This is a genomic window from Serratia sp. JSRIV006 (assembly GCF_019968685.1).
GTDB lineage: Bacteria > Pseudomonadota > Gammaproteobacteria > Enterobacterales > Enterobacteriaceae > Chania > Chania fonticola_B.
The window spans coordinates 455915-468526 of sequence record NZ_CP074137.1; the positions used below are offsets into that span (position 1 = coordinate 455915).

Here is a 12612-nt window from a genome sequence, read left to right on the forward strand (position 1 = left end):
CCTAATGTTGCTGACTATTTAACCAGTATAGCGTTTTTCATCGCGCAAACCAAATCCTACCGTTAGCTAAATTTTCAACTCCCGGCGAAGAGTTTATTGCTGTTTCTGCCGCCTTTATTACTCAGGCTGTCAGTTACTCATAACGCTAACGGAGTCGGTGATGAACATAAGATCATCCTTACTATTATTTTCCCCTTTGCTGCTGCCGATATCGGTACTGGCAGATACGGTGGTATATACCGACGCTGGGCATCCGCCAGCCAATATCACGCCGGACACTCAGGTGGTATTTCTGGATGGCCCGACTCAGTTGCTGGCGCAGTGGTTTGGTGAACTGCCTGACGATCCGCAACAGGCGGCCGGTCGGGCAACAGCGCTAATGCAGTCACCTCAGTGGGCGCAGCGGCAACAGCAACTGGCTGCATCCTGGCGCGGAGTTATACGTGCCCATGCGTTGGGAGTAGGTCAATATCCGGCGGTGGTCTTCGACGATCGTGAGGTGGTGTACGGTACTGCCGATGTGGCGAAAGCCAACGCGTTAAGGGCGCGAGGCGGTGTTCGATGAGATTAACTCGCCGCTCCCGGTTGCGCGCTGTTGTGGCGGGTATTCTGCTGGCAATGGCCGGCCAGCCAGCGGCGATAGCCGCGCTAAATACCGCACAGATCGTCGCCAGTGCGGCTTCACCAGGATGTATCGGTTGGCGGGTGAGTGGCATCTGCTATTGGTTATTTTGTTCTATCCATGGCTGTAGCGTCAAAACGTCGGTTCGCGTGACCCACTTCGTTCCTCAGGCGGTTGTTTCTACCTATGTAGCACCCGGCGGTAATCCGTGGCAGGAAATGGCGCTGGTCAGTCAGACCGCTGGCGGGGTGGAAAATACGTTGACCAATGCTCTGTCAGGGTTATCGGCTGGTGGCGGTAGCCCTGCGGATATTAAAGACCCGGGACGGCGTAAATCCAATATCCGTTTTAAGTATGCCGATGCGATTGGCCACCCCGCAACGTCGATTATTGGCGGCAAGATCCCCGGCTATTCCTGTCCCAGCGCGGCCACACCGTTTATGCCCTATTTCCTCAGTACGCTGGATGCGCTTGCCTGGCGTACCGGCGTGCCTGAGTCCTTATATCCGGAAGCCCTGATCCCCGGTCGGCGCGAACTGGGTAGCCAGCTAAGCGCCACTATGTGGGGCAATATCTACCCCCGCTCAGGGTTTATCAGCCAGACCGATGATGATAAAGCGGCGGCGGTGGTCGCTCAGCGGGTTGCCGACATTATCACGCGCACCGGGCAGCCTCACGTTTATCAGGTACTGAAAGGCAATAGCCGCCCCGGCTACTGGCCACCGGAACCGGTGATGGAGAATACCGGCACTAAAAACCATAAGTGGCAACGGCTTGCTCCCGGTTTATCCCACGCCTGCGCGGTTTTTCCCGACGGTAGTTACAGCGCGGCCGAGAACGGCAATGCGGCCTATGCCCTATGGCAACCCTACAGCTGCTGTCAGCGGCGTGGCCAGAAGTTTCTGGGCAACTCCAGCTTTTAGTGAGGTGAATCATGCGGATGAAAAAACAGGTATGTGGGCTAGTGGTGGCTACGGTGTTAGTCACCGGCCTTTTGCCCGTAGCGCAGGCTGATGATGACAACGTGCTGATGGGGCTCTCGCTGCCTCAGGTAAATAATAGCGCCATTGGCTATGGCGCTGACGTTAGCGGTGCCGTATCAGACAAACTTTTTTATACCCTGGGCGGTGGCTCGGTGATTTCCCAACCGGCCACTCGCAGCAATATGCAGAAACTGGGTCTGAACGTGGGCTGGAGTAGTGACCTGATGTGCGGCAACTTCGACCTAAAAACAACGGTTGGCAACCAGCTTAATGGGGTAACTAACGGCTTCAAGAATCTAATGGGTGAGGTGATCCAGGGGGCAACCGGTGCGGTTGCCAGCCTGCCAGCAATGATTATCCAGCGGGCTAACCCGGGGCTGTACGACATGCTGACCAACGGCGTTCTGCAGGCAAATGTGGCGTTCGATAAGTCGCAACTGAGCTGCCAGAACATGGCCAAACGGATGATGGCGTTCAGTAATAGCAATAAATGGACCCAGGCCGCGGTGATGGCGGAGTACAAACAGTTGGTTAATGGCGGAGACGGTGATGCGGTACGTATTGAACAACAGGCCAAACAGGCCACTGGCCGCAAGGGACAAAACTGGATTGGCGGGCAGGCCCGGGGAGGGCAAGGACAACCGGCCATTCGGCCGACTCATGATTTAGCCGCCGCCGGGTACAACATGATGAATAGCCAGCCGGTGCTGAGTAATGCTTCGGTAAGCGATAGCAACTGTACGGGGTCGGCCTGCGCCAGGTTCCGTAATGCTGAACAGGCCGCCGCCAGCGTGGTGAAAGTGCTGGGGGATGTCTCTGTGCGTACCTGCACCAATGCGCAGGAATGTACCAGCGGCGGTGAGGAACATCAGCCGGGAATGAGTATCGCCGGTACCGGCTTTGTCCCAATGTTGGAAGAGGCGACTAAAACCAATACCGAACAACTGGCGAAGCTGGTTAACGGCACTGAAAAGGCGACGGCCGCTAACCTGGCCAAGCTGAAGGCGGGGAGTTTGACTATCACCGCTGGCGTGATCAAAGCCTTGCAGCGCGACCCGGATAATGCGGCCTTGGCCGGGCGTCTGGCCGGTGAACTGGCGATGGCGGATACGGTGGAAACCGCCCTTTTAATGCGGCGTATGTTGGTGACCGGTATGTCAGAGCCCAATGCGGCCGCGCAGCCCGACGCGTTAGAACAAGGGGTTCGCCGTATTGAAGCGCTTGATAGGGAAATTGCGGCGTTGAAAAGCGAGATGGAGCTAAAGCGTGAGCTGGCGCGTAACTCGGTACTGACCATTATCGAACGTGAAAATAACCGAGTGGAAAGTAACCCGCAGATGCAGAACGACGACAACACCGATAGTCGTTTCTATCAGATGGGCGTGCCGGAAAGTCAGGCTAACTAAAGGGAGAGAGATAATGCAGACCAGGGTATCGATGGCGCTGGAGTTATCTCTAAAGCGGCGTATTTATCGCAGATTTAAAAGCGTGCTCATGGTGCTATTCACCTTAGCCTGCGTGGTGGGGGGCATTTTATTGCTGGCCGATGCCACCATCAATCATCCTAAACAGATGTCCGCGGTCCGCGATTGGATGGCATCCACCTGGTTAGTCTGGCTGGCCTGGCGCATGGTGCTCTATGCCGCATTGGTCTGGGGCATATGGAAAATTTGGCACGCGCCAGGCTTTAAACCTGCCTGGCGGACAGCGTTGTTACGTATGGCGGCTATCAGCCTGCTATTTATCCTAGTAAGTGAATATGCGCTGCTGCACGGCATGGTGGGGGGATGATGACCACCAACAGCTATTTGGAGTATTTTTTAACCCTACTGGGCTGGGTGATTAATAACGGCCTTTGGAACGTTCTGTTAGGTACCGGGCTGTTTGCGGCTCCGCTGGCCTTCAGGGTGGTCGGTATCTGGCTAAAAGTGCGGGAAGAGGGGGACGATGAAGGAAATAAAGGGATTTTGTCGTTGCCGCGTATTGAACAGGCGCTTTATAGCGCATTTGTGGTGATGATTGCCTGCTGTGTACCGCTGATTGACGTCAGCCTGAGTAGTCTGACCTATGATGAGTCCCGGGCTAAAGCCTGCGGCACCTGGACGCCAAAGGCTCCGGATGAGAGCGGTTATGCCGGGGTGATATCCAGTATCAACAACCAGACGGCGGCGGCTCCGGTCTGGTGGGTGCTAATCCATAAGCTATCAAAGGGGATCACTCAGGCCGCAGTTGCCACCATTCCCTGTCGGCCCGATTTACGCCAGTTGCGTTTTGAAGTTCAACATACCCGAATTAATAATAAGGCACTGGCGGCAGAGCTGCAGGACTTCACCAATGATTGCTATGCGCTGGCGTTATATCTGTGGAAACAGCAAGATCAGGGGCAGAATACCGATAAGGCGGTACTGCGCGATATCGAATGGATCGGTAGCCAGACCTTCCAGCAGGGTTATTATGGTAGGCTACAGTCAAAAACTCCGCGGACCTTGTTCCCGTGGAGTGAAAGCAGGGACAGCGGACGCCCCAATACCGGGCGAGGTGGCTACCCGACCTGTAACGAGTGGTGGAACAGCGGGGATAATGGCCTGGAAACGCGGGTGGTTAATCAGGCCGATCCGGGGACCTGGCTGCGTCTGTCGGCGGCGATGAAGATGATCGGCATGAATGCGACCGACTATAAACAGGCGGTAATCCGGCGTTTGGTGAGCCCGCAAAGCCTGACGGTGTCGCAGAGTGGCCAGGTTTATGCTGGCTATGGCGGTAATGCCGATTTTAGCTTCGATAATACGGTGACCCGGCTGGGTGCCATCGGCGGTAACTCATTGGGCAGTCTGGCGGCGTTTCCGGCCTTTGACTCGATGCGTCAGGCGCTGCCGATGGTACAGGCGATTATGTTGATGGCCATCGCGGTGATGTTGCCGCTTATTCTGGCGTTTGCCGCCTATGAGTTTAAGACCGTAATTACCCTGACATTTGTGATGTTTGCCCTGAATTTCCTGACGTTCTGGTGGGAACTGGCGCGTTGGCTGGATAGCTGGATCCTAACGTCGTTGTACAGCTCTGACACCCACAGCCGGTTTAATATGGCGGGGTTCCAGAACACCTCCGACGATCTGATTATGATGCTGGTAATGGGCACTATGTTTATGGTGTTACCCGCCGTTTGGCTAGGAGCGCTGTCCTGGGCTGGCGTTCATATGGGGGTTGCCATGACCAGCGCGATGAAAGGTGGTAGCGAAGTCGCCTTGAATACAGGGGGGAAAGTTGGTGATATGGGGGCGAATACCATTAGCGGTAAGGCGAGCAAAAATCTCACTGCAAATAACAATTAACGAAAAAGACGGCCTGTTCTCTGGGAGCCGCTCACTCTTCTGCCGGTGATTTATAGGGTGCCCCATCATAATCGCCATTCAAAGCACTATTGATAACCAAGTCATCCTCTTGCATTAAGCTATCAGATTGGTTTTTATTTTCATAATAATCATCATATTGTGAATTATCGCTGCCGATATTTTGAATAATATAAACAATCGCCCAGATAAATATCAGACATCCGGCAACGATCAGGCTGGCAAAAATAGCGGCACCGCAGATAGCCAGAACCAACCCGACCACTGGAATATGCCCAACCCAGGTAGGTAAGCGGTGGTTTTTGGCCCAGCTCACGCAGCGTGAGTACTGATACTTGATCTGACCGCTAAACCTCTTCCATAGGCCAGCGACTTTAACCCCTCGCTGATAAGCTCCTGCGCCCATATGGCTTACTCCTTATAATACAGTTGGTTATGGCATTGTTAGTTTGGTATATAGTCGAATATAGATTAAAGTTTGCTCAGGATCTATAGGCGTAATGGTAAAAGAGAGGCTGGCTAATAGGGTGTGTTATGCCGTAGCGATGCTGCGGTACCCGTTGATGCCTGATGGGCCGCCAATGCCATCGAGGAAAAACGCCGGTTAGGCTGGCAACCCCGGACAGCTATCGTAAAATGGCCAGTGATTAGGTGGACAACGATCGCTTGGAGATCGAACTTTTTTATTAGAGATAACAAATTACAAAGGAGTGACAATGTCTTTTTCAAAAAATAGTCCTATGCCAATGTTTAATTTGATGGATGGGCTGTGGGATTTTAGTAAAGTTGCAAATGTCTTTTATTGTGTTCTTTTTATCGATGTGATGTTTGCTATTTTTACAGGTAAAGGAGTTTTCTATTTTGCCACGGAGAGTGAAGCGAAATTTGTGTTGGGTGATATTTTAGGCGTTATCCTTAGCTTTGGTTTCTTCTCATCTCTACTGTTAATATTCATTAGTTTATTCTTTTCTTATATATTGATTGAAGTTAAATATAGATATATGAAGATTGATGATTCGTCTGATTATCTTAAACATGGGCCTGGCTATGTAAGATTATCGAAGCTTCACGATGAAGCGTTAAACAATCAGTCTGGATTTATCTACAACATATATCATGAGGAAAATGAGAAGCTTAATAAAAAGATAAAGGACAACCAACGGTCAGAATATGTTTCAGTAGGGATCTTTCTCTTGTTTCTTATTGAGTGGTATTTGCTCTCAAGTAATGGCTCGACGTTTATTTTCCTGGACTGGCTGAAGTATGTGTTAATGCAATATGTAGAAGGTGTTTCTCATTGGACTGTTAATTTCTACTGTGCAGTTCTTTCTTTGCTATATGCTGTTACTGTCTGCTGGCCGAGAGAGATAAGCAATATGGTGTATTACCCCCCTTTGTATAAAAAGCTTGAAGAACAGAAAAAGGCTCAAGCAGAGCAGCAGCGAGCAATAGAGCTGGAAATTGAGCAATATATAAAGCGGTAGAAGCATTGACCGACAGTTATCGTCGTTGATGTTATCGATTTTGTCGCACCACCGCTTTGGCGGCCACCAATGCTACAGCAGTTTGGGAAGAGTGCCTTCAGGTCACTGCGCAGCGCCCATCGCGGGAGCCACCCTTACGTGGGGGATAAAATGAGGGGGGCTCTTTCCGAGCAATCATTAACTCATTCTCCCTTTTCTGCTCTGGCCTTTCTATCAAGTAATCTTCCTGAATCATCAAAATAACGGCTGGGCCAGATCTCCGCAGGATGGATTTCCAGTGCCTTTGCCACTAGCCATTCCCCTTTCGGCCAGGGGCGAGAAAGGACATTGGCGAGCGTTGAAGAACTTAACCCTGCCGAACGTGACAATGCCGACAGAGTGGTTCCCCTCTTACGTAATCCAGCAATGATATCTGCCTGATGCCAATCTTTTTGTGGTGTCATACCTGCCCCCGTTAAGATCTCAAGTAAACGTACAGCATAAATACTAAGGATTACTTAGTATATTTTCAAGGCGCAAAGATGAGAATCGCGACAAGTCACGTTAAAAATCAGGATCCTTATGTTGCCTCATCGCTTAAAAGCCGCACGTTTAAAGGCCGGCCTGTCACAGGAGCGCCTGGGTATTCTTGCTGGGATCGATGAGGCGACGGCTAGCGCTCGTATGAATCAATATGAACGCGGAACGCACACGCCAGACTTTGAACTGGCCTGCCGATTGGCATCTGTTCTGACTATTCCCGCCTGTTATTTTTATGCCGTGGAAGACGATTTGGCTGATGTGATTCTTGGGTATTATGATAGGCAGGAAAAAGCTGCGACATAAGAAAATGAGCGCCAGCCCAGCTAAATAATGCGCTGGGACGGAATAAGAGTAGATACACCGATATTAAATAGGGGGTATTTCTTTAGCCTCTGTGAACCCTTTATTCTTCAACTGAAGCGGTAACCCCCTGGTTAACTGAAGTTCTTGAACCGCTAAAAGATTTGTCGTATTTTTAACCAGGTTACTTGGCTGTCAATGACAGCACCAATGTTTCCAGTATCAGGATGATACCAGCGATCTGTGAGAAACGCCTTAGGGTGGTCGCAAACCCAAAGTCATAAGGAATGGAGTGTGGTCTGAGACTGACGCTTTCGAGCGACCACAAGCTACCTAGACCTGAAATGTAGCGCTTTAGCAGCGGTAACCCCCTAAACCTTTGAAAGCGGGGATCGCAGTCAATGTGATGAAGGTAAGTTTATTCCAGCGGAATGGCTAACAACCAGCATTTCTTGGCCGCCAGTATCGCTAACCGAGGATACTGTGATTGGCCTTCAACCAAGTGAGACTAACCGTTAGTAGAGCAACGGGCTGCGAAGCCGTAGGTTTGCTGAAGCGTTACGGTCACCACATCTTTAAATCCGGGCTGCCCCACAGCGACCCAGGCTATCTATCGCCAAATCTCTAACGTCAAATAAACGCCGCTGGCTGCGCTCTTCTATGCCGAAAGGCATCAGTTAGCGCCAGACCTGCTGCGTTTTGTATGCGGCGTCACTTGGCTGGAAGCGAAGCAAACACCAAGTGACGCGCATAGCGCGCAACGTCTCAACCCACGAAATTCGTGGCTTTCAACGTACTACTACCATCTGACCAACGGGTAGTCCGTATCAATACGGGCTTCAACTCACTTTTACATCAACCTAATGACGGTGAAACAAGCCGTTTTAATCAATCAGGAGGAAATCAACTCGGTATCGATGGCGACACTACCAGCAGTAGTGTGTGGAGGCAGTCTGACGTCAGTCAGCCCTGTGAAAGCAGCGAACAGGTCAGAGACCTGGGGAGCCTCGAAATAACTCAACTTCTCGCCGCCCCGATGCACAGATACCCGTTGAAGCGCAGCAAGCGCAAAAGTAACCGTGTCGTCGGGGTGAGATTTTTAGCGTTTGGTAACATGGGGTACAGTCAATTTAAGGAGCATTGGCTATGGCTAAACTGGAGAAACAGCTGGTGACGTTGGCGCGAAAGGGCGGTGGAGGTTTTAAAACCGTATCGGATCGCTCAAAGATTGCCAGTCGCTTCGCGGGGCGACTGGCAAGGCTAAATATTCAAATCCGTGATGTTAAACATATTAACACCCGGCATCTGGAACAATATATGAAAAGCCGTCTGGATGAGAATATCTCTCTGAGAACGTTGCAAAATGAGATGTCGGCGCTGAGAAATATTTTAACGACTGCCGGAAGAAGCAAACTGGCAGATCCTAATCATGACAGATTAAGCAATCAGGCTCTGGGGATTGCAGGAGCAAAAAGGGATGGGGCTAAGGCAGCCATTTCTGATCAAAAGTTGAATGAGATTATTCACTTTGCCATGTCGAAAGATCAAGGGGTTGCCATTGCTATTCAACTTGCTCGTTATTTAGGCTTAAGAACGGAAGAGGCCGTTCAGTCAGTTAAATCCCTTAAAACCTGGCGGCAGTCGATAATAAATCATCATCAGCGAGTAAGGGTGGTATTTGGTACCAAAGGAGGGCGACCAAGGGATACTACGATATTGAATAAGGAAAAGGTGCTGGCCATAGTTAATCAGGCGATTCGATACTGTGATGAAAACCACGGCAGGTTGATTGATAAACCTAGCCTGCATAAGGCAATAGAACGCTACCGGAATATTGTTCGGGATGGTGGAATGACCGGGAAAAATGCCCCCCATAGTTTACGCTATGCCTACGCAAGGGATGCGGTTAATTTTCACCTTGCTAACGGTATGAGCCAAAAAGAGGCCGAGGCATTAGTCTCTATGGATTTGGGGCACGGCGATGGGCGAGGGCACTATGTGGCCCGCGTGTACAATCAGCCGGATTGAGCCCTGGGTGACGAAAGCCATGCACTCCCTATTGGCTAGCGCATTTGTCTCTTATCTGGCGCTTAAGCGGTTTACCTTGGCTATCAAAATAGCGGCTAGGCCAGATCTTTTCCGGTGAAGTTTCCAGGGCGTTGGCAATAAGCTTTTCTCCTTTCGGCCATGGGCGGAGCAGTGCGTTCGCCAAGGTAGAGCTCGACAGACCCGCACAGCGTGAAACTGCCGCAAGTGATGTTCCCTTCTTTTTTAGTCCGGCGATGATATCTGCCGGATGCCAGTCTTGTTGGTCCATGCGCTTATCTCCGTAACGTTATCAGGTTACCGATTATCCTGTTTTGGGATAATCCTGTAAATAGCTGATATTCGATTTTGGGATATCATGCGGAATTACCATCATGCCATCAGTATATTCACCAGAATATCAACTGGTTATAAAAACGCTTCGTGAAACGAGGATACAAAAGGGCATTACTCAGGAAAAGCTGGCTCAGGCCCTGCAGCGTCCACAGTCTTTTATTGCCAAGGTTGAAAATGGCGAGAGGAGGCTGGATGTGCTGGAGTTCGCCTATATCGCCGGGCTATTAGGGATTGAACCGGCCGCGCTTTTACAAAAGATAATGCCAAAGGTAACCCCGCTTTGAGGGTTAAAGCGCGGTGATTTTCATGGCTGCCATTGACGAGGCGACGGCGTATTCGCAGCTATCTCACTACGAAAAGGGTACGCATAAGCCTTCGTTTGATATGGTGTGCGCTTTTGCCGCCTGAGTGCTATTTCTATATCATTGACGATGAGTTTACTGATGCTGTACTGGCACTTTATCAACGTTATAAATCGGGTGAGCGGTAGATGTTGGAACAATGATTTGCTTGATTTTTAAACAATGCGTGGTGTAGATTATTTAGGCTTAACGTTGTCTTCGGACAACCACTAATGTATCAGCGGTCTGTGAGATACGCCTTCGGGTGACTGCAAAACAACTCTCCCGTAGCCTGCAAGGGAGAACACATCCGTGTGGTAAGTCTGCGCACCTTTGAAAGCAGATATCGCCAATATCAGTGCACTATAGCGCGGCGATCAAGGTTCCTTTCACACTGTTTTTTGACGTTAGCCGATGTTACTCAGCGGGAAAATTTCCCCTAAGCAGGGTATCAAGGCAGACATCTAACCTTAGCGGTGCTAAACGAGCTGCACCAAAGCTACATTAATCTTCTATTGGTCAGCCAACTGACCTTTTACGCGGGGAGCACCTCTTCCCTGCGGGCAGAGGCGTTTTCCCATTTCTCAACCTCAAGGAGAACATCATGCCTATTTATCGTTAACCTAATCGTCTGATTTAGCATTTTCCACCCAGCAGGGACTTTTTCCTGCTGGAAAGGTCCCTGCTTCTTATTCAATAAACAAGGAGTATTACTATGGGACTTGATATTTACTTTTTGGCCTCTGACAAACAGCCCGATGAAGATGAACTGCTTTTATCCGGTGGTCGTCAGATAAAGTTCGAAGTTGGCTATTTCCGTAAGGTTAACGCACTGGTTAGCTGGGTTAGCACCCATATAGCTAAGGTGGAGAACTGTCAGGAGATACCGATAACTCGGCAACATTTGGAGCAACTGTGTAGTACGTTGTCTGAATTGACAATAACAAACTGTGCTCAACTTTTTCCAACAGTACCTGGTTTCTTCTTTGGCTCAACAGAGTATGAAGAAATATATTGGTCGAATGTTAATGACATTCGCAAGTGGGCACATCACTTGCTCAATGAATTTGACTTTGAACGCCTGGACCTAGTGTTTTGGCCCTGGTGGTAACAATGAAATAATTCTCTTTCAGTACAGTAGTGCTGATTTTCTTTAAATCCCCCTGGGGCGTATCTTTCGCCTTTAGGGGGGGAGAGATACGTCCGCTTTTTGAGGTGTCTCTTATGAAAAAGAAGTTGACTCAATCCGGCAAACCTCATCCCGGTAACGCTAAAGACCTTTACCAACAGATCACCGACAAGGTGGTGGCCGCGCTGGAAAACGGCACTGCGCCCTGGAAACGCCCCTGGCGTTCGGTTAATAACGAGCGGGGTGGCATCGTGCCGTCGAATGCATTAACCGGCAATGCCTATAGCGGTGTGAATATCCTGCTGTTATGGATGTCTGCCGAAGAGCGGGGGTTTAGCACCAATCGCTGGTTAACCTATCGCCAGGCACAACAGTTGGGCGGCCAGGTCCGTAAAGGTGAGCAGGCTACCGGTGCGGTGATCTATAAACCGCTTCAGGTACAGGCCGAAGACCGTGACGGAAATAAACTGTTGGCTGATGATGGCCAGCCGCTAATGGTTGAGCGGGCGATGTTGAAATCACTGTACCTGTTCAATGTGCTGCAGTGTGACAACCTACCGGCGCATCTGCAGGTCTCCGCTGAACGAATACCCGACCAGGAGGTGCAAACCCTATCGGCGCAAACCTACAACCGGGTATTGGCGATACTGAATGCCAGCGGCGTTCAGGTGACATCGGCAGCGCAGAACCGGGCGTTCTACTCGCCAAATCACGATCGTATTGTAATGCCGTTGTCTAGGCAGTTTTTTACCGAGGCGGACTATTGGGCCACGTTATTGCATGAAATGGTCCATAGCACTGGCCATGCCTCACGGCTTAACCGAGAGGGGATAACCGCCTCTTCGGGTAAGTTCGGTAACCCGGTTTATGCCTTTGAAGAGCTATGCGCAGAGATGGGCAGTGCCTTTCTCTGCGCGCACCTTGAGGTTCTGGGTGAGGTTAACCATGAAAGTTATATCGACCACTGGCTGAATGTGTTGAAGGCCGATAAGAAAGCGCTTTTTCGCGCCTGTCGGCAGGCGCGTGAAGCCAGTGAATATTTACTGAGGTTGAACAGTAACGATGATAACCAACGTGCCGCTTAACAAGGAGTTATTATGCAGATTAACCCTCTGGTACTACGCGAACTTGAGTATATCGTGATGCTTCACCGTGAGTATGGTGCACCGGTTAAGGTGGACAGCGTAGGTGAGCTGATTAACTATATTCTGGCATGCGTTGCGGACGGCAGCTGCCGCCCTGGCGCATGGGAACGCGGAATGTTGATGCAGATGGGGCTGATTGCCGACTGTGCTCAGCATGCCCAATACCGCGCTGCGTATGGACAGCCAATGGTTGAGCCGCGGCGGTAAAAACTTTAAACCACTATCAGGTATACAGTCCTGATATGAAAACGCCTCTTCGGAGGCGTTTTATCCTGCTATCTGATAAACTTGCCCGCATTGAGTATAGGCAGGTGCTTAAGTATGTTGTTATCTGGCACTGTGTAGAAAGCTGAA

At 50.4% G+C, this 12612-nt stretch carries 15 protein-coding genes and 1 pseudogene; 13 read left to right on the forward strand and 3 right to left on the reverse strand.

The genetic code is table 11. The annotated features are described in order from the left end of the window. Positions 1 to 160: 160 nt before the first annotated feature. The 5 genes from KGP16_RS02010 to KGP16_RS02030 are packed head-to-tail and all read left to right on the forward strand — an operon-like array spanning position 161 to position 4937. Positions 161 to 565: a TIGR03757 family integrating conjugative element protein gene (locus KGP16_RS02010; RefSeq protein ID WP_223500738.1), complete on the forward strand. Its 405-nt coding sequence runs from the start codon at positions 161 to 163 to the stop codon at positions 563 to 565. Beyond that, the gene (locus KGP16_RS02015; protein ID WP_371822659.1) at positions 562 to 1545 is read left to right on the forward strand and encodes a TIGR03756 family integrating conjugative element protein; all 984 of its coding nucleotides are present in this window, start codon (positions 562 to 564) and stop codon (positions 1543 to 1545) included. Before KGP16_RS02010 ends, KGP16_RS02015 begins: the two co-directional genes overlap by 4 nt. A 17-nt stretch (positions 1546 to 1562) precedes the next feature. Continuing rightward, a complete protein-coding gene (locus KGP16_RS02020; protein WP_223500739.1) occupies positions 1563 to 3011 on the forward strand; it encodes an integrating conjugative element protein in 1449 nt (482 codons plus the stop codon). 13 nt (positions 3012 to 3024) lie between these two features. Further along, positions 3025 to 3396, forward strand: coding sequence for a hypothetical protein (locus tag KGP16_RS02025; protein ID WP_223500740.1), 372 nt, complete (start codon positions 3025 to 3027; stop codon positions 3394 to 3396). Then, positions 3396 to 4937, forward strand: a complete 1542-nt coding sequence (locus KGP16_RS02030) for a conjugal transfer protein TraG N-terminal domain-containing protein (protein ID WP_223501488.1) — start codon at positions 3396 to 3398, stop codon at positions 4935 to 4937. The genes KGP16_RS02025 and KGP16_RS02030 overlap by 1 nt, the downstream gene beginning before the upstream one ends. A gap of 31 nt (positions 4938 to 4968) precedes the next feature. On the opposite strand, the gene KGP16_RS02035 is transcribed toward KGP16_RS02030, so the two are convergent. Continuing rightward, complete coding sequence (locus tag KGP16_RS02035; RefSeq protein ID WP_223500741.1) at positions 4969 to 5361, reverse strand: hypothetical protein; 393 nt, start codon at positions 5359 to 5361, stop codon at positions 4969 to 4971. Positions 5362 to 5671: 310 nt separating this feature from the next. On the opposite strand from KGP16_RS02035, the gene KGP16_RS02040 reads away from it, so the two are divergent. Beyond that, on the forward strand, positions 5672 to 6439 hold the full coding sequence (locus KGP16_RS02040; RefSeq protein ID WP_223500742.1) for a hypothetical protein: 768 nt from the start codon (positions 5672 to 5674) through the stop codon (positions 6437 to 6439). A gap of 182 nt (positions 6440 to 6621) precedes the next feature. Here the strand turns inward: KGP16_RS02040 and KGP16_RS02045 are convergent, their stop codons facing one another. After that, positions 6622 to 6882, reverse strand: coding sequence for a helix-turn-helix transcriptional regulator (locus KGP16_RS02045; protein ID WP_223500743.1), 261 nt, complete (start codon positions 6880 to 6882; stop codon positions 6622 to 6624). Positions 6883 to 7000: 118 nt separating this feature from the next. Between KGP16_RS02045 and KGP16_RS02050 the strand changes: the two genes are divergently transcribed. Both KGP16_RS02050 and KGP16_RS02055 read left to right on the forward strand, forming a co-directional pair. Next, a complete protein-coding gene (locus tag KGP16_RS02050) occupies positions 7001 to 7264 on the forward strand; it encodes a helix-turn-helix transcriptional regulator (RefSeq protein WP_223500745.1) in 264 nt (87 codons plus the stop codon). Positions 7265 to 8407: 1143 nt separating this feature from the next. Next, positions 8408 to 9289: an integrase domain-containing protein gene (locus KGP16_RS02055; RefSeq protein ID WP_223500747.1), complete on the forward strand. Its 882-nt coding sequence runs from the start codon at positions 8408 to 8410 to the stop codon at positions 9287 to 9289. A gap of 28 nt (positions 9290 to 9317) precedes the next feature. Here the strand turns inward: KGP16_RS02055 and KGP16_RS02060 are convergent, their stop codons facing one another. Further along, entirely contained in the window at positions 9318 to 9578 is a 261-nt protein-coding gene (locus tag KGP16_RS02060; RefSeq protein WP_223500749.1) for a helix-turn-helix transcriptional regulator, read from the reverse strand. A 103-nt stretch (positions 9579 to 9681) separates the two neighbouring features. On the opposite strand from KGP16_RS02060, the gene KGP16_RS02065 reads away from it, so the two are divergent. From KGP16_RS02065 to KGP16_RS02085, 5 genes and pseudogenes are all read left to right on the forward strand, one after another. Beyond that, entirely contained in the window at positions 9682 to 9927 is a 246-nt protein-coding gene (locus KGP16_RS02065; protein ID WP_223500751.1) for a helix-turn-helix domain-containing protein, read from the forward strand. A gap of 22 nt (positions 9928 to 9949) precedes the next feature. After that, positions 9950 to 10133 (forward strand): annotated as a pseudogene (locus KGP16_RS02070) (transcriptional regulator); the annotation flags it as partial. Positions 10134 to 10699: 566 nt separating this feature from the next. Further along, positions 10700 to 11095 carry a hypothetical protein gene (locus tag KGP16_RS02075; RefSeq protein WP_223500752.1) on the forward strand — a complete coding sequence of 132 codons (396 nt, stop codon included), beginning with the start codon at positions 10700 to 10702 and terminating at the stop codon, positions 11093 to 11095. Between the two features lie 113 nt (positions 11096 to 11208). Next, a complete protein-coding gene (locus tag KGP16_RS02080; RefSeq protein ID WP_223500754.1) occupies positions 11209 to 12198 on the forward strand; it encodes an ArdC family protein in 990 nt (329 codons plus the stop codon). 12 nt (positions 12199 to 12210) lie between these two features. Next, entirely contained in the window at positions 12211 to 12465 is a 255-nt protein-coding gene (locus KGP16_RS02085; RefSeq protein WP_223500755.1) for a hypothetical protein, read from the forward strand. Positions 12466 to 12612: the final 147 nt, after the last annotated feature.

What these genes read in the sequence shown, in the direction of transcription:
- KGP16_RS02010 (WP_223500738.1), top strand. Translation starts at nt 161, where the DNA reads ATGAACATAAGATCATCCTTACTATTATTTTCCCCTTTGCTGCTGCCG.
- KGP16_RS02015 (WP_371822659.1), top strand. Translation starts at nt 562, where the DNA reads ATGAGATTAACTCGCCGCTCCCGGTTGCGCGCTGTTGTGGCGGGTATT.
- KGP16_RS02020 (WP_223500739.1), top strand. Translation starts at nt 1,563, where the DNA reads ATGAAAAAACAGGTATGTGGGCTAGTGGTGGCTACGGTGTTAGTCACC.
- KGP16_RS02025 (WP_223500740.1), top strand. Translation starts at nt 3,025, where the DNA reads ATGCAGACCAGGGTATCGATGGCGCTGGAGTTATCTCTAAAGCGGCGT.
- KGP16_RS02030 (WP_223501488.1), top strand. Translation starts at nt 3,396, where the DNA reads ATGACCACCAACAGCTATTTGGAGTATTTTTTAACCCTACTGGGCTGG.
- KGP16_RS02035 (WP_223500741.1), bottom strand. Translation starts at nt 5,361, where the DNA reads ATGGGCGCAGGAGCTTATCAGCGAGGGGTTAAAGTCGCTGGCCTATGG.
- KGP16_RS02040 (WP_223500742.1), top strand. Translation starts at nt 5,672, where the DNA reads ATGTCTTTTTCAAAAAATAGTCCTATGCCAATGTTTAATTTGATGGAT.
- KGP16_RS02045 (WP_223500743.1), bottom strand. Translation starts at nt 6,882, where the DNA reads ATGACACCACAAAAAGATTGGCATCAGGCAGATATCATTGCTGGATTA.
- KGP16_RS02050 (WP_223500745.1), top strand. Translation starts at nt 7,001, where the DNA reads ATGTTGCCTCATCGCTTAAAAGCCGCACGTTTAAAGGCCGGCCTGTCA.
- KGP16_RS02055 (WP_223500747.1), top strand. Translation starts at nt 8,408, where the DNA reads ATGGCTAAACTGGAGAAACAGCTGGTGACGTTGGCGCGAAAGGGCGGT.
- KGP16_RS02060 (WP_223500749.1), bottom strand. Translation starts at nt 9,578, where the DNA reads ATGGACCAACAAGACTGGCATCCGGCAGATATCATCGCCGGACTAAAA.
- KGP16_RS02065 (WP_223500751.1), top strand. Translation starts at nt 9,682, where the DNA reads ATGCCATCAGTATATTCACCAGAATATCAACTGGTTATAAAAACGCTT.
- KGP16_RS02075 (WP_223500752.1), top strand. Translation starts at nt 10,700, where the DNA reads ATGGGACTTGATATTTACTTTTTGGCCTCTGACAAACAGCCCGATGAA.
- KGP16_RS02080 (WP_223500754.1), top strand. Translation starts at nt 11,209, where the DNA reads ATGAAAAAGAAGTTGACTCAATCCGGCAAACCTCATCCCGGTAACGCT.
- KGP16_RS02085 (WP_223500755.1), top strand. Translation starts at nt 12,211, where the DNA reads ATGCAGATTAACCCTCTGGTACTACGCGAACTTGAGTATATCGTGATG.